This is a genomic window from Acinetobacter sp. 1125_18A (genome assembly GCF_052824985.1).
This window is the reverse complement of the sequence record NZ_VTDG01000008.1, coordinates 36,894-58,533: the sequence shown is the minus strand read 5'-3', so window position 1 is coordinate 58,533 and position 21,640 is coordinate 36,894. Positions and strand designations below refer to the sequence as shown.

The following is a 21,640-nucleotide window of genomic DNA, read 5'->3' as shown; positions in this document are numbered from 1 at the left end:
TTCAGGTACAGCTTTTAGATGAATCACGTTGAGATAAGTTTAATTTTACTGAGTCTGCAAAAATACAAGAATAATTCCTGAAATTATATTCTTGTACGGATGAAGTATTATCTAATTCAATTGAAATATCTGATTGTATAACCCCTTCTCCAACCTCTTTTTTAAATTCATTCAAATCTGAGCAAAAAAGGTACTCTTTAGCGTTTTTATCAACCTGCAAATTTCCACTCACAACATCACCCAAAGAATTCCGAACCTCCAGAAATAACCAATTTATATGATTTGCTTTCTCCACTACTCTATTCTTTACAGCACATATTTTTTTGTTCACTATCTTATATTCAAAGTTATCTTCATATTTTTTCTTACAACCATTTAGCAAGAGTAATACAATAGATAAAAATAATGCTGTTTTTTTCATTTTATCTCACTTACAAGTTGAGCCATCATCAAAAGTAACTAAATATTCAAGATTGGCATAAGGCTCACTATTTATATCTTGCAATTGTAACTGTTCATCATAAGTATTTTTCTGATATTCAATAAAATTATTTTTCATTAAAGGTGCTGTCACTGCATTACTCATTTCAACACTAGCCCCATTACTCATAACTGCAAGATCTGAAATTTTTAAATATTTTGAACCGCAGGTTGAACTATCACCATCAGCTACAGCACTCTTACCACTAACAACCACAAAACCTTGATTAGAAGCAATAGCCTTAGATTGAACTTTACATTTTGGACAAAAGTGAGTCATACCATCTAGATGCACTGCTTTACCTTCCACAAGAAAAGAAACATCACCTAAAATTATGACTCCGCCATGATCAGTCTTACAACCAACTGTAATTAATGCTTTCATTATTATTTTTTAATTTAATCTTGATTAAAGAATGTTCGATTTAAACATAACAATTTAAAAAAATGAATAGTTTTTATTACAAAAAATCTAATAAAAACAATAAATAAAATGAAAAATCAATAAATTAAATCAACCAAAAACCAATAAATCAACTTTGCCTTTTATTCAAAAATCCTCTTAGTCAATTCTTCTTTCCACTATCTCAAAACAACTAAACAGTATGAGTTCAGCAAAAAAACGCTTGTAATTGTAAAGTATCAGTCGCCTTTACGATTATTCATAGAAAAGCTTAATCCAACTTAATTTATAATAAAGATGTTGTAAAAATTTAGTTTGAATCATTTGAATCACCTACCGCCTCAACACCACCAATGACCATTTGAAGCCAATCTAATAATTGAGGAAATTCCCGATATCCATCACTCGCTAAAAAATGTCCAGCATTGGGAATAATTTCATAAGGAAACTCTAATTTTTCTGCCAGTGAGATACTTAAATCAGTTGGAACATATTGATCATTACTCGATATAAACATTTTTCGATTTAATATTTTATTTTTAAAAGAAAAATCCTTATTTGTTTCAGCGATATATGAATCCAGTTGAGGTAATACTGCCAATTTATTCGAAAATCCAGATACACAGACAACACCACCTATCTGTTGAAAATCCAATTCAGACAGAAAATCAAGCAGCGTAATACATCCTAAACTGTGCGCAACAAAAAATGTATGCTGATCAATTTGAGCAACATTATTTTTTAAGGTTTGCTTCCACTGTAAAAGATTTGGATTTCTTGAATTCGGTAAAGCGATCTTTACAACTTTAGTATTTTTATCTTGTAAATTTTCCTCAATATAATCAAACCAATGATCATCCACCTTTGCACCATAGCCATGAATGATATAAACATTATTTTGAGCATATGCAGTATTTAGCAATAACAAACTGCTTAAAAGAAAGATGATTAATTTCATTTATTGATCTCTTTGATGTATATAAGATCTTCATGCTAAAGTATGACAGTAGTGTCAATGTCAATCACTGTTTGAATAAAATCACCCTATTTCGCCTAACAATTTGAAATAACGCTTATCAGAGCACTGCTATAGATGCAGATCTAAGTTTATTTTACTTATTTAAAAAAAAGATAATAAATCCTAAAAAATTTATATATTATGAATAAGTATAAAATTTAATCATTTATCGTTTAGCATTCAACAAAAGCATTTGTTTTCTTTATTAAATTAATAAAAACATTGATATTCATGCAACGACATCACTACCCAATGTCAACACGCAGCCACTATGTATAATTTTCATTTATTGATATGATAAACAAATCTTTAGAGTCTGTTTTAAACAATTAAAATTCTTTTAAAACATACTGCTAATCCTCAAATGTAAAGAATATAGATAGCGCAATCAGACAAGTACGTCACCGCATTATTTATTTTCAAAATGTTAAAAATTCGATTTAAATGATCGAGAATGCAAAGGACAAAATTCTACTGCATTTGCTACTTAGGATTTATTCATGAAAAAGCTGTTTGGCGTTTTACTTAGCGCGTCTGTGCTTACTCTTTCTGCCTGTGGAAAACAAGAAGCTCCAAAAAATGATGCTGCTCAAGCAGATGCAGGTAAAGAACAAGTCGTTACCATGGCTTCTACAGGTTCAGATGCAGATATTTGGCGCTATATCGCAACATTACCAGAAACAAAGCAAGCTGGAATTAAATTAGAAGTTAAAAACTTCACTGACTATGTTGCAATGAATACTGCTGTGGCAAACAAAGAAGTCGATATCAATGCATTTCAATCTTATGCATATCTTGTTGCTTTCAATCAATCAAACAAAGAAAAAATTGCACCAATCTCTACAACATATTTAGAGCCAATGGGTATTTATTCTAGTAAAGTTAAAAAAGTTGAAGAGTTTGCCAATGGCGCAACCATTGCTATTCCAAATGATGGCGCAAATGAATCGCGTGCATTGTTACTTTTACAATCTGCTGGTCTCATCAAATTGAAAGATGGCTTTGATTTAGTTAAAGGCACGCCTGCTGATATTACTGAAAATGCAAAGAAAATTGTTATCAAACCTATTCAAATGGCGACTGCGGTACGTGCTAAAGATGAAGTTGATGCAATTGTTTTAGGTAATACTTTGGCAATGGAAGGCGGTTTAAACGTGCTTAAAGATTCGGTTTATTATGAGCCAGTTGACCAAACAACCAAAATGAATGTCAACGTACTTGCTGTTGCAGATGCACGTAAAGATGATGCCCTTTTGAAAAAAGTGGGTGAGTTATATCATGTTCCTGCTGTAGGTAAATATGTTCAAGAACACTTCGGTGGAACTAAAGTTGATGTGAATAAACCTGTAAGCTATCTTACAGAATCAAAATAGTTTTATAATGGATCAGGTCTATTGACCATTCTTTTATGAAAGGTCTGTAGGCCCTCATAAAACAGGCAAAGTGAATTTGCCTGTTTTTTCTTTTTGCTATAGTTTTTGACGATATGATTGAATTTAAAAACATTTCAAAACACTATGAGTTGAAAGGTCAAACCATACGTGCGCTGGATCAGATTAATCTTGAGATTCCAGCGGGCAGTATTTTTGGCATTATCGGCTATAGTGGTGCAGGTAAAAGTACCTTAATCCGTTTGATTAACTTGCTTGAGCGTCCTAACCAAGGGCAAGTCATCATTAATCAAAAAGACTTTACGGCACTTGATGCACGTGCATTACGTCAAGAACGTGCAAATATAGGCATGATTTTTCAGCATTTCAATTTACTACAAACCAAAACTGTAGCTGACAATATTGAAATGCCGTTAAAGTTGCTAGGTGTCAGTAAAGACCAACGTGAAAAACGTTTAAATGAGTTACTTGAGTTTATTGATCTAAAGCACAAAAAAGATGCTTTTCCAGATGAACTCTCGGGAGGTCAAAAGCAACGTGTCGGTATTGCACGCGCCTTGGCCAACCACCCCAAAATTTTACTTTGTGATGAAGCAACCTCTGCGCTTGATCCACAAACCACGAAATCTGTTCTTGCTTTGCTTAAAAAGATTAATCAAGAGCAAGGGATTACCATTGTCATGGTTACGCATGAAATGGATGTGATTGAATCTGTTTGTGATTATGTTGCGGTCATGGAACAAGGCAAAGTGATTGAAACTGGCTCTACCTTAGAAATTTTTAGTCAACCGCAACACCCGACGACGAAAAATTTTATTCAAACTGTTTTACAGCAACAGCTCCCTGTTAATATCTTAAACAATCTCGAAAATCAAAATCATAAAAGTATTTATAGCCTGCAATTTTTGGGTACTTCAGCGCAAGAGACTGTGGTACAAGCAGCAATTAAGCAATTTGATGTCAGCTTAAATATTTTATTTGCCAATATGACTGAAATTAATGGCTCAGTCATCGGTCAAATGTTTATACAACTTTTGGGAGATGCTGCAAGCATTCGCCAAACCATAGATTTCTTTGAAAAAAATGGGGTCAAGGTGGAACAGTCAGGAGTTAGACTATGAGAGAACTCATTGTACAATGGCTCACTACGCTTACTGCACCATTTTGGAAAAGCTCTTTAAGCATTGACCAATTTGTTACAGCGATGCAAGAAACCATTCAAATGGTCATTTTTGCAATGCTGTTTGGTACCATTTGGGGCTTTATTCAAGCAATTACCTTGCTGGTCACTCGCCCTAATGGCATTTTACCCAATCGTGCTGTCTATCAGATTTTAAATCCTATCGTCAATGCACTACGCTCGCTCCCCTTTATTATTCTATTGATTGCGGTTTTTCCACTGACCAAAGTGATCGTGGGTACAACAATCGGTACTTGGGCGGCGATTGTACCGTTGACCATTTATGTTGGTCCTTATATTGGTCGTCTTGTAGAAACATCATTGCTTGAAGTGAACGAAGGGATTATTGAGTCTGCACAGGCAATGGGTGCATCGCCTTGGCAGATTATTTTTAAATTTATTATCCCTGAATCTCGTAGCTCACTCATTCTGAGCCTTACTACAGCAACCATTAGCTTGATTGGTGCAACAGCGATGGCGGGTGCTGTAGGCGCTGGCGGTATTGGTGATTTAGCTATTTCTTATGGTTATCAACGTTTCGATCAAAGTGTGGTTTATCTCACTGTGATTGTCTTATTGATCCTTGTACAAATTGTACAGAGTCTTGGAAATTGGTTATCTAAGCTTCGATAATCCTTGCTTGCCATTTCCAGTTGTTCTTCGTTCTAAAATCATACCCTCCTTGTTGAGGGTATTTTTTATTTCTTGAGTTAGCTACAGATATAAATACTTATAAAATTTATAGATCCTTTTTAATTCTACTCATTTGATCATCTGCTCTTGATCAATCCTTCAGAACTGATTAAGTTATAGAAAACTTAAGAAATATTTGAAATGAATAATTTTACCCAAACCATCGCCCCGTTGCTCCTTATGCTACCTATTTGCAGTTTTGCTGCGCAACATTCAGAAGATTACACCACCACAGTAAAAGTCAATGGTGTCGAGCTCAACCAAGCAGTAAGTGCAACACAAATTGAAAAATTGCTTGGAAACACCTCTCAAAAAACTACAAAAGCATTTTCAGAATGTAGTGGGAACTATGAATACTCAAGCTCTACTGCATTAGGGAAAAAACTGATGTTTGAAATTTATAGTGAAGACAATCCACAGATTAAGTCTGACGCATTTTATAAAAGCAAAAATACTTTTCAACAACTTGGCACAACCAAAGGACGAGTTTGGCTTTCTTGGTCAAATGCGCCAGCGATCACGGATACAATCCTGATTAACAATAAACCCATCACTAATCTGTATAGCATCAATCAATTTAAAAAAGACTTCCCAAACAGCGCCAAAACAGGCACCAGTGTTTTAATTTTAACGGCATCGGAAGCCAAAGAGTTTTTAAAAAATCCTGCTGAATTTGAAACAGGCTATCGCAGTTATGTCGATTTTAGTTTTAAAAATGGCAAACTCAGTAAATTAGAAATCAACCAAGGGATGGCCTGTTAAGTTTTATTGAGAATAGCATATTGATCTATATACTATTCTCTAAAAGAATAACCTACCATATGACTTGTTTGTTTAAGCAAACAGCATGCAGTACTGTCGAATTACATATGTTTTCACATAAAAAAGACTGTAATCAGTTTTCTAACTTGTCTATAGCCTGATTTTGCTATTAAATTTGTGTCAGCATATCCATGGAATTCAACGATGCAATTTAAAATTCACGTCATAGATGTAAAAAATCAATTACAAAACTATATTTGGCTGATCGAAGACAGTCAAAGCCATGATGTCGTTGCAATTGACCCCACTGAAGCATCGCTGGTTGAAGATTATTGCCTTGAGCATCAGCTGAATTTAAAACAAATTTGGCTCACACACTGGCATAAAGACCATATTGGTGGTGTTCCAGAATTAATCGCAGATCATAATATTCCTGTTTATGGGCCACGCGCTGAACTGAGTCACATTCCTTTTATTACCTACCCGCTACAACACGATGATCAATTTGAATTTCATGGATTAAACATCGACATTATTGCTGTGCCAGGTCACACCCTAGGGCATGTCGTTTATTTTATTGATGCATTAGACAGTGTTTTCTGTGGTGATACCCTTTTTGCTATGGGGTGTGGACGTATGTTTGAAGGAACTGCTGAACAGTTTTATCACTCTCTCAATCGCCTTGCTGCTTTACCACCAAGAACCAAAGTTTACTGCACCCATGAATATACGCTTTCTAATGCACAATTCGCTTTGCATATCGAGCCAGAGAACCGAGCGATACAACAACGTGCCGAAGAAATCAAACAGCTCCGTGAACATGGGAAAATCACCTTGCCCAGCACCATTGAACTTGAACTTGAAACCAATCCTTTTTTACGTGTAGAAAGTGCTGAGGAATTTGCGCGTATTCGTGCATTGAAAGATCATTTTTAAGCAATCACGATTATTGTCCCCACAATGTTAAAACTGCGCCAGTCTAAGCCTCTTTTTTAAAAGCCTCTCAGCGGGCGGTACTGTTATTACATGCCTATACCAGTACCGTTCAAGATATGAAGGCCTTAGCAAAATTTCTGCATAAACATGGCTACACTTGCTATGCACCTAGCTACGCCGGGCATGGTTTAACGATTGATGAGTTTATCAATTACACTACAGATGATTGGTGGCAAGATACATATAATGCTTATCAACTCTTAGAAAATCAGGGTTATAAGCATATTGCTGTCATTGGGGTTTCTTTAGGTGCAATTTTATCGTTAAAACTCACTGAGCACTTTCCAATTGAGGCATGTATTAGCATGTCTGCGCCACAGGATCGAAGTGTAAATGATCTTTTTAAGCGACTAAAGCACTATGCTGAATATCTCCATCAATTTCAGAATAGCAATGTAGAGCTAGACTTAAAAAACTTAGAAAATAAAGCAGCAATACAACTACATGCATTTCATCAGTTTGTTGCCGCAACCATAAGCAATGTTTCTTTAATTCGCGCACCTATTTTTTTATTGTATGGCGAGTTAGATGATGCACATTATCAATCCAGTGCACAAACCATTTATAATCATGTGAATTCTACAAAAAAACAGATTAAAAGTTATCCCAATACAGGGCATCTCATGACTTTAGGCAAAGATCAGACACAACTGTTTGGCGATATTTTAGATTTCTTAGATCAACATCATCCCATACAGGCATAATAACCTATACTTCTGTTAAATTTACTTACATTTAGCCAAAGTAAAAATGAGAAAAATTCTGCTTTTTTAAAACGATATCTTTGCATCAAAATATTACAAGCACAGTTTTAATATTTAATTAATTGGTTGTTTTATTTAAAAATTTTTAAGTAAATTCACATTTCATCCATATTGATAGCAAAAAAATACGCATTGATACAAAAGCGTCATTTCTCAAATTGCTCAAATATTGATATAAAAAATAAGTTTCATCAAATTTCCCCTTTAAAAATTTAATGATCACCCCTATTAAATTTATAGGCAGGAATTAAGGAGATCTTCTGTGAAAAAGGTTGTAAAGGCAAAGAATTTAATCGCTTTTCGTATTTGGTTAGAAAAATTAGGCTATTCAGTAAAAAATTTAGCTGATGGAAAAGGATTTACTTTCAGCTTTAAAAAAGAATATGGTTTAGTCACTTGTGATTTATCTGGTAATAACTTAGCAATGCAGCTCGGTGAAGAATTTGAAGATCACTTAAAAGCTTAGTAAGTGTCTAAATGAAGTTTCTCTTTGAAAAGACCTAAATGATTTTGTTTAGGTCTTTTTATTGATCTGAATAAAATTTTAAATCCCCAAAACCTGTGATCAAGATATAGCATAGCCAGAATAAAAATTTAGGCATAAAAAAAGCATGATTTTCATCATGCTTTTTTAAATATGGTGGGGACGGAGAGACTCGAACTCTCACACCTTGCGGCGCTGGAACCTAAATCCAGTGCGTCTACCAATTTCGCCACGTCCCCGAATAAAAACTAACACTGTAGTCTTTTTAAATAACTTGGCAGAGGATCAAGGATTCGAACCTTGACGAACGGTTTTGGAGACCGTCATGCTACCATTACACCAATCCTCTATAACCCTTCATTTTGTTTTAGTACCACAAAATGAATTGCTTGGTGGGGACGGAGAGACTCGAACTCTCACACCTTGCGGCGCTGGAACCTAAATCCAGTGCGTCTACCAATTTCGCCACGTCCCCAATGGCTGTGTATATTATAGAGATCGTTTTATTATGACAAGCCCTTTTTTCGAAAAAGACACTCGTTTGTTTAAATAAAAAACAAATGTTGCAAATACTGCTTTTTGTTTAAACAATTTGGCTTAATACTTGTTTTATTTGATAAATATTTGAGCAACGTTGCCCTATTTTTTTCATTAACATCTCTGTTAAAACCATTTCAAAAATTTTAAATTGCTGTGGTAACACCACATTTAGCTGCTGACAATGCAAAAATGCCCAATCTTGATAGCTTTTCGCCGATAAGCGCTGTTGTGTCAACCACTCCAACCAAACGATTCCCAACGCATAAATATCGGATTGAAATGATTTTGGTTGCCCATGAAACAATTCTGGTGCCATATACCTTGGTGTTGCTGTATGTGTTGCGATACTGGTTAAATTTGCCTCTTGAGCGATGTTTACAGCCTGTTCAAAGTCAATCAAATAACTTTTCTCATCCTTAACTCGAAAGTGCTCAACTTTGATATCGCCATGCAGATAACCATAGTCATGCAAATGTTCAAGCACATCTAAGCTGAGTACTAATCGCTTACCAATTTCAGCCAAACTAAGTCGATCAGGCAGATCCTGAAAAAGCTTTGGGACATCTTCCACCCATAAAGCTTGATCAATGACCTCTTCTTCAATTTTAAATTGCTGAAATGGATCAAATATTGAAAAATTTAACAATACAGGTTGAGCTTCAGTCTCCAATGCATTCAACTCGCTATAACAGTTCAGTTCATTGAAAAAGTGCTGTTTATAATAGCGATTTGAATTTTTGAGCTGTAATTTCAACCAAAACCATTGCTGTCCCTGTTGAATTTGATAAACACGGCGACCAAATTTTTGACTTTGGATTGAATTATATGCAACTGGAAGAATTCTGCTTTGGCTCATACTTCGGTCAATTGTTCTGCGGGTATATCTTTCGTCATTGGATGATTCAAAACTTCTAGACAATGTTGGATTGTTTTACCAATACGCGCATGTGTTTCTATGCTTGAAATTTTTGGCCAAGTTGCACGCTCACCTTCTCGTTGCAACAGCTTGAATAGATATGGGCGTGGGTTCTGTAACATATAGCTATAATGGCGCAGACTATACTCCCCAATAATATTGACATCACCATAGTAGCGCTGGTCAATAATACCGTAACCGTGATCGAGTAAACGACGCATAGAAGGAACTCGTCCCATACGACCTCTGGCAAAATCCATGATCCCCATTGCAGCCATGCGTCCTTGACTACGCACAATACGTTCAGGCCAACTCAGTAAATCTCTACGATAACGTTCTTCATCATTCTGCATAAACGGTACAATATGTGGATTAACCTGACTGGCAATGGTGTAATTCAAATTATAAAGACGTGACATGCGCTCTTGGGGGAAATCATTGCGGACACTGCCATCCACCCAACGCGTATTTGCCAAATAAGGGGTATGTACACCATCGTAACGTTTACTGATCAAACGCACAGGTGGAAATAAAACCGGTACAGCACATGATGCCAATACTGCACTCCAGACCAATAAATCTGGTGAGGTATATTTATTCATGATTCGTACATCTTCTTGGGAAACATCATAAGGCGCGACGGTGACATTGATATCCAAGCCTGATTTTTCAAATGCCTCCTGAAAGGTTACATCACCTAAATTTTCGACCAAGAACTTTTTAAGATATCGGACATCTGCAAAACCACCATTGCCTTTGATTAATTCTTTTAAGCTACGGAAGTGAAAGGCTTCACTATAAAACTGGTCACCACTGAGCAGATTTGGAATTTCACCCGGTTCATTTACCCCCAGCATCGCCGTCATGATTGCCCCAGCACTCGAACCAGAAAGCACTTTTGGCATTAAGTCTTGTTCCATTAATGCCTTACAAACACCACTGTGAAATAAACCTAATGTAGCACCGCCTGAAAACATCAGCGCGGGCTGACCATAGGCCTTTTCACAGTTTTCAAAAAACTTCCTTTTACTTTCATGACACAAAGCTTGGCAACTTTCTGAAGCAATGAATGCCAAACTATTACTGACTTCATCGATATAATCTTCAATTATTTTTTTAGTTCCAACATAGGTATGTGCAAATAGCATCGGATGCCCGATATTGGCAACATCGTGACTAAATCCTTCTCGTAAGATATACATCAAATCTTGGGTGCGATTTTGCAGACGATAACGACGCAATAAATTTAACCGATGGGAAATAATTTCAGCATCAAAATATGGAGAGGTATTATCCAGCTTCCACTCCTGTGCCCCCGTTTCTTCATCCAGTTTTAACGCTATAGATTTCCACTCTTCATAGTTTTCCGCATGTTTCAGTTTTCTTTTTAGTTTTTTAATACGATAAGCCTGATGCGGATTTAAATCTTGAGTAAGTTCTAATAACATTTCTAATATTCCTTTGATTTTTAATCCGACACTTTTAGATACCTGTCGATAAACTATGCTGAAAAATAACCAGATAATCAATTACCATAAGTCATTTAATTCTTGCTTTAGATTCCAATTATCGCCTATTGAGATTAGCTCAATAAAATTACTGTGCTAATATCAACCACACATTGTAATTTCTGAAAATAGCGAACGGATATGGCAACTTTCGACTTACCTGACAATATCATCCAAAAATTATCCACTGTTCTTGATCAGTTACATCAAGTCCTTCCTGAAACAAAAAAGGATACCGACTTTGAAGCAGTGGCTTTTAGGTGGCACGATAAACAACTCAAAGCGATTTATAACCCGAAAGCAATGCATTTGGATGATCTTAAAGGGATTGAACGTCAGAAAGCTAAAATTTTACAAAATACTGAACAATTTCTACACGGTTTACCTGCCAACGATATTTTACTGACTGGCTCACGCGGCACAGGAAAATCATCCATTGTCCGTTCTTTACTTACCCAGTATGCAGAACAAGGCTTACGTTTAATTGAAATTGAACGAGATGATTTGTCTGACTTGCCAGAAATTCAAAAAATTATTAAAGATCGTCCAGAAAAGTTCATCGTTTATTGTGATGACTTGGCATTTAATGCTGAAGATGAAAATTACCGTAGTTTAAAAAGTGTCTTAGATGGCTCGCTACAATCTGGCTCAAGTAATTTTGTGATTTATGCGACCAGTAACCGTCGTCATTTATTACCTGAATTTATGCATGAAAACACGCCTGTAACCAAAGTCGATGTACCGCAATATAAAGAGTTGCACCCACAAGAAGCCATCGAAGAAAAGATTTCTTTATCAGATCGTTTCGGTATGTGGTTGTCGTTTTATCCGATGGATCAAAATCTTTATTTAGAAATTGTGGAACATTATTTAGCAAAAGCAGACATGCCCTTTGCTGATGATGTACGTGCTGAAGCATTAAGATGGTGTCAAGCTCGTGGTCAACGCTCAGGGCGTGCAGCATATCAATTTTCTAAACATTGGATTGGTTCAGAACGTTTAAAGGCTTTATAAGTCCCACTTTTTTAGATATACAAAGCCCTAACTGAATAATAGTCAGGGCTTTTATTATTTATCAGTTAGATCATGTGCGATAAGAATAAGTAAGCTAAGCGAATAGCGATATCAAAACGTCCAATAAGCTCATTCATGCTAAACCCATTTATCACCCGATAAAATCTCACTGTATCTTTGTCTGATTCGATAACAATAGCTTGAATGGATTCCCCTGTTTTATTCAATCAATATCACTCAATTAAAGCTTAAATTATTTGTTTCTATGTAAAAATGACCATCAACACACAACTCAAGCTGACTGCTGGTTAATCATGCAACTAAAAGCCAAAATTAAAAAATTCAGTATATTTAAATATATTTCAAATACTTAAATACAAAGCAATAATTCACCCAGAACATTTTATTTCAGCACATCGCAGTTTAAGCGTGATAAAATAGCCGACAGTTTCATATAGGATAGGTCTATGCAGTTTGTTCATCTTGGTATTCATACCGAATTCTCGATTACAGAATCGATCGTACGTATACCTGATCTGATTAAAGCTGCCGCATCTGATGAAATGCCTGCTTTAGCCATTACAGACCTATCCAACCTGCATGCAGCAGTTAAGTTTTATAACAAATCGCTGGGGAAAGGGATTAAACCTATTTTCGGCAGTGTAATTCGATTAAACGATGCAAACCATAAAGCAACCTTACTGGCGATGACCAATAAGGGCTGGCGTGGACTGACTGAAATTGTCTCTCGCGGCTTTATTGAAGGACAACAACTGTCGATTCCATGTGTACAAAAAGAATGGGTGCTTGAACAGTCTCAAGACCTTATTGTACTTTTGGGTCTACATAGTGATGTCGGAGAAATGCTCTGTGCCGCTTATCCTGAAAAAGCCGAACCGCTGTTAGAACAATGGATCGAAAAATTTGGCAATCGTGTTTATTTAGCGCTGACGCGTACAGGTCGCCCATTAGAAGAAAGCTTCAATGAAGAAGCGGTTAAACTCGCTGCAAAATATAATATTGGTGTTGTGGCACATAATGATGTGCATTTTGTTAGACCAGAAGATTATGAAGCACATGAAGCACGCGTTTGTATCGCAGATGGTTATGTTCTAGGCGATAGTAAACGTCCTAAGCAATACAGCCCTGAGCAATATTTTAAAACCTCTGCTGAAATGATTCAGCTATTTGCAGATATTCCAAGTGCGATAGAAAATACCTTACAAATTGCAAAGCGTTGTACAGTTTCACTCCGTTTAGGATTCCATGACCTACCAGACTATCCAATTCCGGAAGGTCATACCATCCATTCTTACTTTGAGCATCTCTCTGAAATTGGTTTAGAAGAACGCTTAGACTTCCTTTACCCTGTTGAAACACGTGATGAAGATTGGGCTGAAATTCGTAAGCCTTATGATGAACGTCTGGCCTATGAGCTTGGCATTATCAATAAAATGGATTTCCCCGGTTACTTCCTCATCGTCATGGACTTTATTCAATGGTCTAAAAACAATGGCGTTCCTGTAGGTCCCGGTCGTGGTTCAGGTGCAGGCTCACTCGTCGCTTATAGTTTAAAAATTACTGACTTAGACCCGCTGCGTTATGACCTACTCTTCGAACGTTTCTTAAACCCAGAACGTGTATCCATGCCCGACTTTGATATCGATTTCTGTATCGCTGGGCGTGATAAGGTCATCGATTATGTGGCACGCCATTATGGTCGTGATGCGGTTTCTCAGATTGCAACTTTCGGTACCATGGCTGCTAAAGGTGCGATTCGAGATGTAGCACGGGTTTTAGGTAAATCTTATGGTTTAGCAGATCGTATTTCTAAAATGATTCCGACTAAACCTTTAGGTCTCACCTTAGAAGAATCTATTGAGGCTGAACCACAACTTAAAGATATTGTGACCAATCCATCCAACCCAGATTATGATGATGCTGCTGAAATCTGGGAAATGGCGCTCAAGCTTGAAGGCATTACCCGTAATACAGGTAAACACGCAGGTGGTGTGGTCATCGCACCAACCAAAATCACCGATTATTCGGCAATTTTGTGTGAAGCTGATGGCACAGGACGGGTTGCCCAATTCGATAAAGATGATGTAGAAGCTGCGGGCTTAGTAAAATTCGACTTCTTGGGCTTACGTAACCTTACTGTAATTGAAGATGCGATTCAAAATATTAATAAGCGTATTCAATCTGATAAGCCGTTAAATATTTCAAACATTCCTTTGGACGATCCTAAATCCTATGCAGTATTTGCTGACGCAAATACCACCGCGGTATTCCAGTTTGAATCCGTGGGCATGAAAAAAATGCTTAAAGAAGCACGCCCAAGTAAATTTGAAGAAATTATTGCCTTCGTATCCTTATATCGACCGGGTCCAATGGACCTTATCCCCGACTTTATCCATCGTATGCATGGTGGTGAGTTTGAATACTTACATCCGCTGTTAGAAAGTGTACTCGAACCCACTTATGGAATCATGGTATATCAGGAACAGGTGATGCAAGCCGCACAGTTCTGTGCAGGCTATACACTGGGTGGTGCAGATTTACTTCGTCGTGCGATGGGTAAAAAGAAAGTCGAGGAAATGGTCAAGCAACGTGCCACCTTTATTGAAGGTGCTGCGAAAAAAGATATTGATGAAGGTACAGCCAACCATATCTTTGACTATATGGAAAAATTCGCAGGCTATGGTTTTAACAAATCACATGCCGCCGCTTATGCTTTAGTTGCCTATCAAACGGCTTGGTTAAAAGCACATTACCCTTCTGAATTTATGGCTGCGGTCATGTCTTCGGAAATGCAAAATACAGATAACATTGTATTTTTAATTGATGACTGCCGAATCAACAACTTAGTGGTATTGCCGCCATCGGTAAATATGTCGTTTTACCAATTCTATGCCAGTGATGTAAACACCATTATTTATGGTTTAGGTGCAATTAAAGGTGTCGGCGAACAGGCCATGCAATCCGTGATTGATTCACGCGAGCAAGATGGTCCTTTTAAAGATTTATTTGATTTCTGCCACCGTGTAGATTTGAAAAAAATCAATAAAAGAACATTGGAAGCATTGATTCGTGCTGGCGCACTGGACTGCTTGGGAATTGAACGCTCAAGTTTAATGGCTCAACTTCCAGAAGCTGTCCAAGCCGCTGAACAGGCACGTTCAAATCGTGAAACGGGCATTATGGACTTATTTGGTGAAGTTGAAGAGGTTCAACGTAAGCCAGCTAAACCTGTAAAACCGTGGTCTGATGAAGTGCGTCTAAAAGGCGAAAAAGACACATTGGGTTTATATCTGACAGGTCATCCAATTGATGTCTATCGTGCAGAGTTAAAATCATTTATTCCAAATAAAATTAATGAATTAACCCCTACTCGTCGTGGTGTAACTACTGTTTTCGCAGGTTTAGTGGTCGATATTGCCAATTTCCCGAATCGGATGATGATTACCCTTGATGACGGCACAGCACGTATCGAAGTCTCTGCGAATCATGAACGCTTCCAACGCTTTAAAGACATTATTCAAAATGAAAAAGTGGTGGTGATTGAAGGTGAAATTTATGAACGTGAAGGTTTTGACCGCCCTATGGGGCGTTTGACCAAAGCATTTACCCTCAATGAAATTCGACAAAAGCGTGCCAATAGCATTGCCATAACACTGAATACTGAAGTGATGACGAAAACTTTAGCCTCGGATATTCAAAAGATCTTACTGCCCTTCTGTAATGTCGATATGTGTCAACATATCCCAATGCAGATTCAGTTAGATTATGACTATGCCACGGCTGAGTTACATTTAGGTCAACAATGGAAAGTTGCCCCATTGGATGAGTTACTTTCCAAATTACGTGATTACTTTGGTAAAGAATCTATTCATATTGAATACCAAGTCAAATCTAAAGCGGCAAAAGCCGTGGATCATCGTGGACTTGCCCAACCGACTCAAGTTGCACCACCGCCAGAAAATATGAGTATGGATGATGCAATGGATGACTATATGGCAGATGCAGGCCAATTCTCCTAACCTCCCTATTTGAATTTAAAGCTTAATATTTTGGAATATTCATGGATATTTTCGACAATGCTGTGATTTCACAGCATTTAAGTCATGTACGTATTGTCATGGTCAATACGACACTTCCTGCCAATATCGGAAGTGCTCTACGTGCAATGAAAACAATGGGCTTAACTAAACTTGTGCTCGTTGCGCCTAAAACCTACCCTCACCCAGATATAGATGCGTTGGCAGCTGGTGCGGCAGATCTGATTGAGCACATAGAAATTGTCGACAGCTTAGAAAATGCCATTAAAGATTGTCATATTGTATTTGGAACAAGTGCGCGTAGTCGCACTATTCCGTGGCCTTTGCTTGACGCACGCCCTGCAGCGCAAAAATCAATGCAGGCTGTTATCCAACACCAACAAGAAATCGCTATTGTCTTCGGTCGTGAAGATCGCGGTTTAACCAATGAAGAGCTTGCTCTGGCAAACTTTCACGTCACCGTACCTGTGAATAGTGATTATGGTGTGTTAAATGTCGCTCAAGCAATTCAGGTACTGTGCTATGAAATGCGTATGGCAACATTAGAACTGGCTGATAAGAAACTGGATACTGAAGCAGTGATGCGTGTAACAGATTCAGAAGATATGCATTGGGATGAACCTTTGGTCACACATGAGCAAATGGAACAGTTTTATCCGCATATCGAAAAAATGTTGGCTGATATCGAATTTTTAGACCCTAAAAACCCGCGTTTACTGCCTTTACGCTTGCGTCGATTATTTGGGCGTATACAATTAGATAAGATGGAATATCATTTATTAAGAGGCATTTTTAGTCGAGTTCAAGCCTTAAATAATGGTACATGGAAAAAGTCAAAAGATGAGGATCAAAACTAATGCTAAAACAGCTTAAAGAAGATATCCAAGCTGTATTTGCGCGAGATCCTGCTGCGCGTAATACATTTGAAGTTTTAACCACATATCCTGGGATACATGCATTAATGATGCATCGTGTTGCCCATGAATTATGGGAAAAAGATTGCAAAACTTCAGCGCGCATTTTGTCTTCTTTTAGTCGTTTTGCAACAGGTATTGAGATTCACCCTGGCGCTAAAATAGGTAAACGCTTTTTTATCGATCATGGCATGGGTGTGGTGATTGGTGAGACAGCAGAAATTGGTGATGATGTCACCTTGTATCATGGGGTGACTTTAGGCGGCACGACATGGAATAAAGGTAAACGTCATCCGACTTTAGCAGATGGTGTTGTAGTAGGTGCTGGTGCAAAAATCCTAGGTCCTTTTGTGGTCGGTAAAAATGCCAAAGTAGGCTCAAATGCTGTTGTAACTAAAGCTGTACCTGATGGCGTCACTGCGGTAGGCAACCCTGCTCGCTTTATTAGCAAAGATAAAGAAATCGTCACTACACCAGAACCAAGTTGTCCAGAAGAAATGAGCAGTGGCATTGAAAACACAGAATTTCAAGCCTATGCAGCCGTACCAGAACAATCCGACCCTATGCTGGACGGCATGCGTGTTCTGTTAGATCGTTTGGAACAAAATGAAAAACGCATCAATAGTTTGTGCCAGCGTTTATCACTTTTAGACCCAACGTTCAATTTACAGCACAATATTGAACAGCCTTTGAGTGATGATGAAATCAAAATTATTGAAGAAGTTAGACGTGAATGTGCAGCACAAAACCACTCATCGAAAGCATAAGGTTGCTTAATACTTCACAAAATGAAGTGTCAATAGACTGTAATGTATAATTTTTAATAATACGAACCAAATCAAGTTGCATGTTCAGACGTCTTTTCATAGACTGATGCGCATGCACGTTTTTTAATATAAATTAATGGAAGAAACACATGACGATTAAGCCTTTGGCATATGCATTGCTCGCAACATCATTACTTACTGCGTGTTCAACAACACCCACCAAGCAACAAAATAAAATAGATGCAAACGAGCCTTTTATTTACACTGAGCCTGAATTGTCTCCTCCGTTCTATGCATTAAACCCTTTCGATTACTCGCAACCGCCTGTTTTTGAATTAGAGTTAAAAAAAGCATCGGCTCAACCTGTAAACAAACTCGAAGTTACTGATCCTGCAAATCCAAGCCAAAAAATCATTTTAGATACCAATAAATTGATTGTACCTACAGTAAATAGCTCACAACGTGCTATGAAATATGCAGTACTTGCTGGAAACAATGAAATTGACATCACTGCAATTGATGATTTCTTACAAATGGTTGAAGGCAAAGCACGTCATTACCCACCACAATTTAGTGATCGTAAAGAACGTAAAGGCTTTGAAGCTAAGTTGAAAGAAGTCTCTACTCAGCTTGACCAATTAGCTGCAGCACCAAATGCTTCTTTTGATATTTTGATTCGTGCATTTAAAGCCAGTGTTTTGGGACGTAACCTTGACCTAGGTTCTTCTTATACCACCAAGTCATTAGAGTATGCTCAACGTATTCTTAAAATCAACAAAGATGATGCTGAAGCAAACTTGTGGTTTGGTTTCTCTTTATCTGAGGGTGGCGGTCAAAAAGAAGCGATCCCATATTTAGATAAAGCCATCAAACAAGGTGTTCAAGAAGCCTATTTATCTTCTGCAAACAACTTTATTGGTATGGAGCAAAAGAAAAATGCGATCCAAACCTTGAAAAACTATAAAGTGAAATACCCAGAAGAAGCTGAAGTTGCAGATCGCTTAATTCAAGAAATTGAAAAGCAAGGTCGTTACAACGTTTGGCAGGTTTTGAAAAACCCAGCTCTAGCAAAATAAATTTATAAATTTTTGAAAAAAATAGGCTGAACATTCAGTCTATTTTTTTGTTTATAAATTGAATAAAACTAACGTATGATTCAGACAAAGATTGATCTAGTTAATGATTATGCAATACTCAAAAAACAATATTTTGCTTTGTGCTTTAGCAATGAGCCCATTGATTTTATCTGGATGCCAAGTTGTCAGTGTAAAAAATCAAAAGGTGAATGTAACCATTACCAATGAACGTGACAGCATTTTGACCCGTTCAAAAATGAGTGAAGCCAGCTTAAATGTCTTGTCGATGACTGGACGAGAAGCCAAATCTTGTACAGATGAACCCGAAAAATGTGTGGCAGATTTAGCTGAAATCCCACAGATTCAAGATGAACAACTGCTTTCGACCGCAAGTGAAATTTACTTAACCAAAGCAATCAATCTTGGCGACTCATCAGATTGTAAAGTCAGTCTTTTTTCTAAGCATCAATCCACTGACAAACAACAAGCCTCGCAGAAAAACTATGAGCAATGTTTAGATCAGCAAATGGTGATGTTAGATAACAGCATCCGCTATAGTTATGCCTATTTATTTAAAACTGAACGCCAACCTCAAGACCGTATTTTTAATAACCGACAAGTTCAGATACGTGACTTTTATAATCAAGCCTTAGCTAAACTGATTTCGACATATGCCGTAAGAAATAAAAACCAAAAAGTAGCAAAACAAATTAAAGTTGGCAAAAGCACTTATCGCATTAACTTTAATGGTTACCCTGCACTGGCTCAGATTGAACTAGAGGATCTTGTTTCAAGCTATAATTTAAACTTTTCAGGTTTACGTTCGATCAACCGTAGAGACGGTTTCGGTGCAGAATTTGTCGCAATTTTACCCAACACGACAGCACCTGAAGAAAACAAATATATTGTGAATCCATTTGATTATAAATACAAAAATGGCATGAATCCCAATATTCATCAACCACGTTATTTATCGGTTAGTATTGCAGCACAACCTGAAAATGCAAATGAATCACTACAAAACATCTTACACAACCCAAACTTTCAACTGAATGTTTATGATCCTTATAGCATTGAAAATTTAAAAATTGGTGGCAAACAATACCCGCTTGCTGCAAACTTTTCAGCTCCCTATGGTCTATGGCTGGCTCAAAATAACTTAGGTATTGCGGCTTATCTTAGCTTAATCGATCGTGATCAAAGCCTGACCATGCCTCATTTATATATGCTTGAACCGTACAACCCGAATAAAAAAGTGATTGTTTTGGTACACGGTTTAGCCAGTAGCCCTGAAGCTTGGATTCGTTTAACCAATGATATTATGGGCGACAATGTATTGCGTGAGCACTATCAAGTTTGGCAGGTTTTTTATTCAACCAATATGCCAATATTAGAAAGCCGTTTTCAGATCAATGCTATCATTAATCAAGGTTTTGCTTCAATTAATCAAAATTCTGCTTCTGCTAAAGATGCCGTGTTGATTGGGCATAGTATGGGCGGGATTATTGCGCGCTTATTAGTCAGTGATGCCAATCTGACACAACCAGCCTTAAAGATGTTGAACAATCGTAAATTTGATAAATTTAAAGATGATCCAATGTTCAAATCGCGCTTGACTATTCAATCTGTGCCTAATTTTGATCGTGCTATTTTTATTTCAGCACCACATCGTGGTACTGCATTTGCTGATCGCTGGTTCACTTTGGCTGCTCGTCGAATTATTAAGCTGCCAGGCGCCTTCTTGGGAGCTTTAGCTGACTCTATAGATGATCGTGATTTAAATGCAAAAAACTTTTTAAAAGATGTTGGGCATGGACTGATTCAAAATGGTCCAAGTGACTTAAGCCATAGCTCAAACTTCACCAAATTGACTGAAAACGTTATGCCAAAGAAAGACATGATCTATCATTCAATTATGGGGAATATCACCAATAGCACTGATCCTAACGTCATGACGGATGGAATCGTTCCATATACCAGCTCACATTTAGACGGCGCAGTATCTGAGAAAATTATCAAGGGTGGCCATTCAATCCAAGAGACACCTGAAGCCGTATTGGAACTTAGACGGATTTTAAGATTACATTTGACTGAGCTTGGGCTTTATAAACCTTAAACTCAGCGTCCAAGCACATAAAAATGCCAGTCAATCTTAAATTGGCTGGCATAGGATTATTGGTTTTATAAAAATCTAAGGTCTTATCCGAATCAGTGAATAACTTATTTATAAATCAGTGGTTCCTGCAAAAAGCGCGATTACATCTGCTTCGGTTAGTTTTTTTGTCTCATTGTTAAAAGCATAAAACTCAGGCTTATTGTCTATAAAAATTTCCATATCGAATTTTATATCTTGAGGCTGTTGATCCAATGCAAATGCATTGATATTGCAATAACTCTGGTCTTTAGTCCGCCAAAATAAATTTGTGCCACAGCAGTTACAAAAGCCTCGCTCGCCCCAATCAGAAGAATTATAAATACTTAAGTGCTCATCTTGAGTAAACTGTAAACTGCCCTGTTCGACATCAATCGTCATAATTACACCGCTCGTTTGTCTTCTGCAAATTGAACAATGACACGCATGAACATCATGATTTTTTAATTCAACCGTAAAAGTTGTTGCCCCACAAACACATTGCCCTTTCATAATGATTTCCTTGTTTTATAAATTTTCCACAA

At 37.3% G+C, this 21,640-nt stretch carries 18 protein-coding genes, 3 tRNA genes and 1 pseudogene; 13 read left to right on the top strand and 9 right to left on the bottom strand.

Features of this window, described 5'->3' with window-relative positions; translation table 11 throughout:
* Position 1: 1 nt before the first annotated feature.
* From FY049_RS14690 to FY049_RS14680, 3 genes and pseudogenes are all read right to left on the bottom strand, one after another.
* Positions 2–421, bottom strand: a complete 420-nt coding sequence (locus tag FY049_RS14690; protein WP_333664407.1) for a hypothetical protein — start codon at positions 419–421, stop codon at positions 2–4.
* A gap of 12 nt (positions 422–433) precedes the next feature.
* Positions 434–865 (bottom strand): annotated as a pseudogene (locus FY049_RS14685) (PAAR domain-containing protein); the annotation flags it as partial.
* Positions 866–1,193: 328 nt separating this feature from the next.
* Positions 1,194–1,841 (bottom strand): RBBP9/YdeN family alpha/beta hydrolase, encoded by a 648-nt coding sequence (locus FY049_RS14680; protein ID WP_446083927.1) that lies wholly within the window; start codon positions 1,839–1,841, stop codon positions 1,194–1,196.
* Between the two features lie 560 nt (positions 1,842–2,401).
* Between FY049_RS14680 and FY049_RS14675 the strand changes: the two genes are divergently transcribed.
* The 7 genes from FY049_RS14675 to FY049_RS14645 all read left to right on the top strand — a co-directional run bounded on the left by FY049_RS14675 (position 2,402) and on the right by FY049_RS14645 (position 8,153).
* A complete protein-coding gene (locus tag FY049_RS14675; protein ID WP_056511959.1) occupies positions 2,402–3,274 on the top strand; it encodes a MetQ/NlpA family ABC transporter substrate-binding protein in 873 nt (290 codons plus the stop codon).
* Between the two features lie 113 nt (positions 3,275–3,387).
* On the top strand, positions 3,388–4,413 hold the full coding sequence (locus tag FY049_RS14670; RefSeq protein ID WP_262781877.1) for a methionine ABC transporter ATP-binding protein: 1,026 nt from the start codon (positions 3,388–3,390) through the stop codon (positions 4,411–4,413).
* A complete protein-coding gene (locus FY049_RS14665; RefSeq protein WP_327857341.1) occupies positions 4,410–5,105 on the top strand; it encodes a methionine ABC transporter permease in 696 nt (231 codons plus the stop codon). The genes FY049_RS14670 and FY049_RS14665 overlap by 4 nt, the downstream gene beginning before the upstream one ends.
* A 201-nt stretch (positions 5,106–5,306) precedes the next feature.
* Positions 5,307–5,927 (top strand): hypothetical protein, encoded by a 621-nt coding sequence (locus FY049_RS14660; protein ID WP_224963803.1) that lies wholly within the window; start codon positions 5,307–5,309, stop codon positions 5,925–5,927.
* Between the two features lie 204 nt (positions 5,928–6,131).
* Complete coding sequence (gene gloB, locus FY049_RS14655) at positions 6,132–6,863, top strand: hydroxyacylglutathione hydrolase (RefSeq protein WP_004719298.1); 732 nt, start codon at positions 6,132–6,134, stop codon at positions 6,861–6,863.
* Between the two features lie 116 nt (positions 6,864–6,979).
* Entirely contained in the window at positions 6,980–7,627 is a 648-nt protein-coding gene (locus FY049_RS14650) for an alpha/beta hydrolase (protein WP_446083926.1), read from the top strand.
* 322 nt (positions 7,628–7,949) lie between these two features.
* A complete protein-coding gene (locus FY049_RS14645) occupies positions 7,950–8,153 on the top strand; it encodes a hypothetical protein (protein WP_004719296.1) in 204 nt (67 codons plus the stop codon).
* Positions 8,154–8,325: 172 nt separating this feature from the next.
* On the opposite strand, the gene FY049_RS14640 is transcribed toward FY049_RS14645, so the two are convergent.
* The 5 genes from FY049_RS14640 to FY049_RS14620 form a co-directional block, all read right to left on the bottom strand.
* Positions 8,326–8,410, bottom strand: a tRNA-Leu gene (locus tag FY049_RS14640).
* Between the two features lie 36 nt (positions 8,411–8,446).
* Positions 8,447–8,520: transfer RNA gene (locus FY049_RS14635), tRNA-Trp, on the bottom strand.
* Between the two features lie 41 nt (positions 8,521–8,561).
* Positions 8,562–8,646 (bottom strand) — tRNA-Leu (locus FY049_RS14630).
* Between the two features lie 108 nt (positions 8,647–8,754).
* Complete coding sequence (locus tag FY049_RS14625; RefSeq protein ID WP_446083925.1) at positions 8,755–9,567, bottom strand: protein kinase domain-containing protein; 813 nt, start codon at positions 9,565–9,567, stop codon at positions 8,755–8,757.
* Positions 9,564–11,075, bottom strand: coding sequence for a DUF3336 domain-containing protein (locus tag FY049_RS14620; RefSeq protein WP_056511973.1), 1,512 nt, complete (start codon positions 11,073–11,075; stop codon positions 9,564–9,566). Before FY049_RS14620 ends, FY049_RS14625 begins: the two co-directional genes overlap by 4 nt.
* 201 nt (positions 11,076–11,276) lie before the next feature.
* On the opposite strand from FY049_RS14620, the gene FY049_RS14615 reads away from it, so the two are divergent.
* The 6 genes from FY049_RS14615 (at position 11,277) to FY049_RS14590 (ending at position 21,080) form a co-directional block, all read left to right on the top strand.
* Positions 11,277–12,149, top strand: a complete 873-nt coding sequence (locus tag FY049_RS14615) for an ATP-binding protein (protein ID WP_056511974.1) — start codon at positions 11,277–11,279, stop codon at positions 12,147–12,149.
* A gap of 467 nt (positions 12,150–12,616) precedes the next feature.
* Positions 12,617–16,189, top strand: a complete 3,573-nt coding sequence (gene dnaE, locus FY049_RS14610) for a DNA polymerase III subunit alpha (RefSeq protein WP_446083924.1) — start codon at positions 12,617–12,619, stop codon at positions 16,187–16,189.
* A gap of 41 nt (positions 16,190–16,230) precedes the next feature.
* The gene (locus FY049_RS14605; RefSeq protein ID WP_151957215.1) at positions 16,231–17,064 is read left to right on the top strand and encodes an RNA methyltransferase; all 834 of its coding nucleotides are present in this window, start codon (positions 16,231–16,233) and stop codon (positions 17,062–17,064) included.
* Entirely contained in the window at positions 17,064–17,888 is an 825-nt protein-coding gene (cysE, locus tag FY049_RS14600) for a serine O-acetyltransferase (RefSeq protein WP_004719288.1), read from the top strand. The genes FY049_RS14605 and cysE overlap by 1 nt, the downstream gene beginning before the upstream one ends.
* 149 nt (positions 17,889–18,037) lie before the next feature.
* Positions 18,038–18,964 carry an ABUW_2363 family tetratricopeptide repeat lipoprotein gene (locus tag FY049_RS14595; protein ID WP_004719286.1) on the top strand — a complete coding sequence of 309 codons (927 nt, stop codon included), beginning with the start codon at positions 18,038–18,040 and terminating at the stop codon, positions 18,962–18,964.
* 103 nt (positions 18,965–19,067) lie between these two features.
* The gene (locus FY049_RS14590) at positions 19,068–21,080 is read left to right on the top strand and encodes a lipase family alpha/beta hydrolase (protein ID WP_151957217.1); all 2,013 of its coding nucleotides are present in this window, start codon (positions 19,068–19,070) and stop codon (positions 21,078–21,080) included.
* Positions 21,081–21,188: 108 nt separating this feature from the next.
* Here the strand turns inward: FY049_RS14590 and FY049_RS14585 are convergent, their stop codons facing one another.
* A complete protein-coding gene (locus FY049_RS14585; RefSeq protein WP_004719283.1) occupies positions 21,189–21,608 on the bottom strand; it encodes a GFA family protein in 420 nt (139 codons plus the stop codon).
* Positions 21,609–21,640 lie beyond the last annotated feature (32 nt).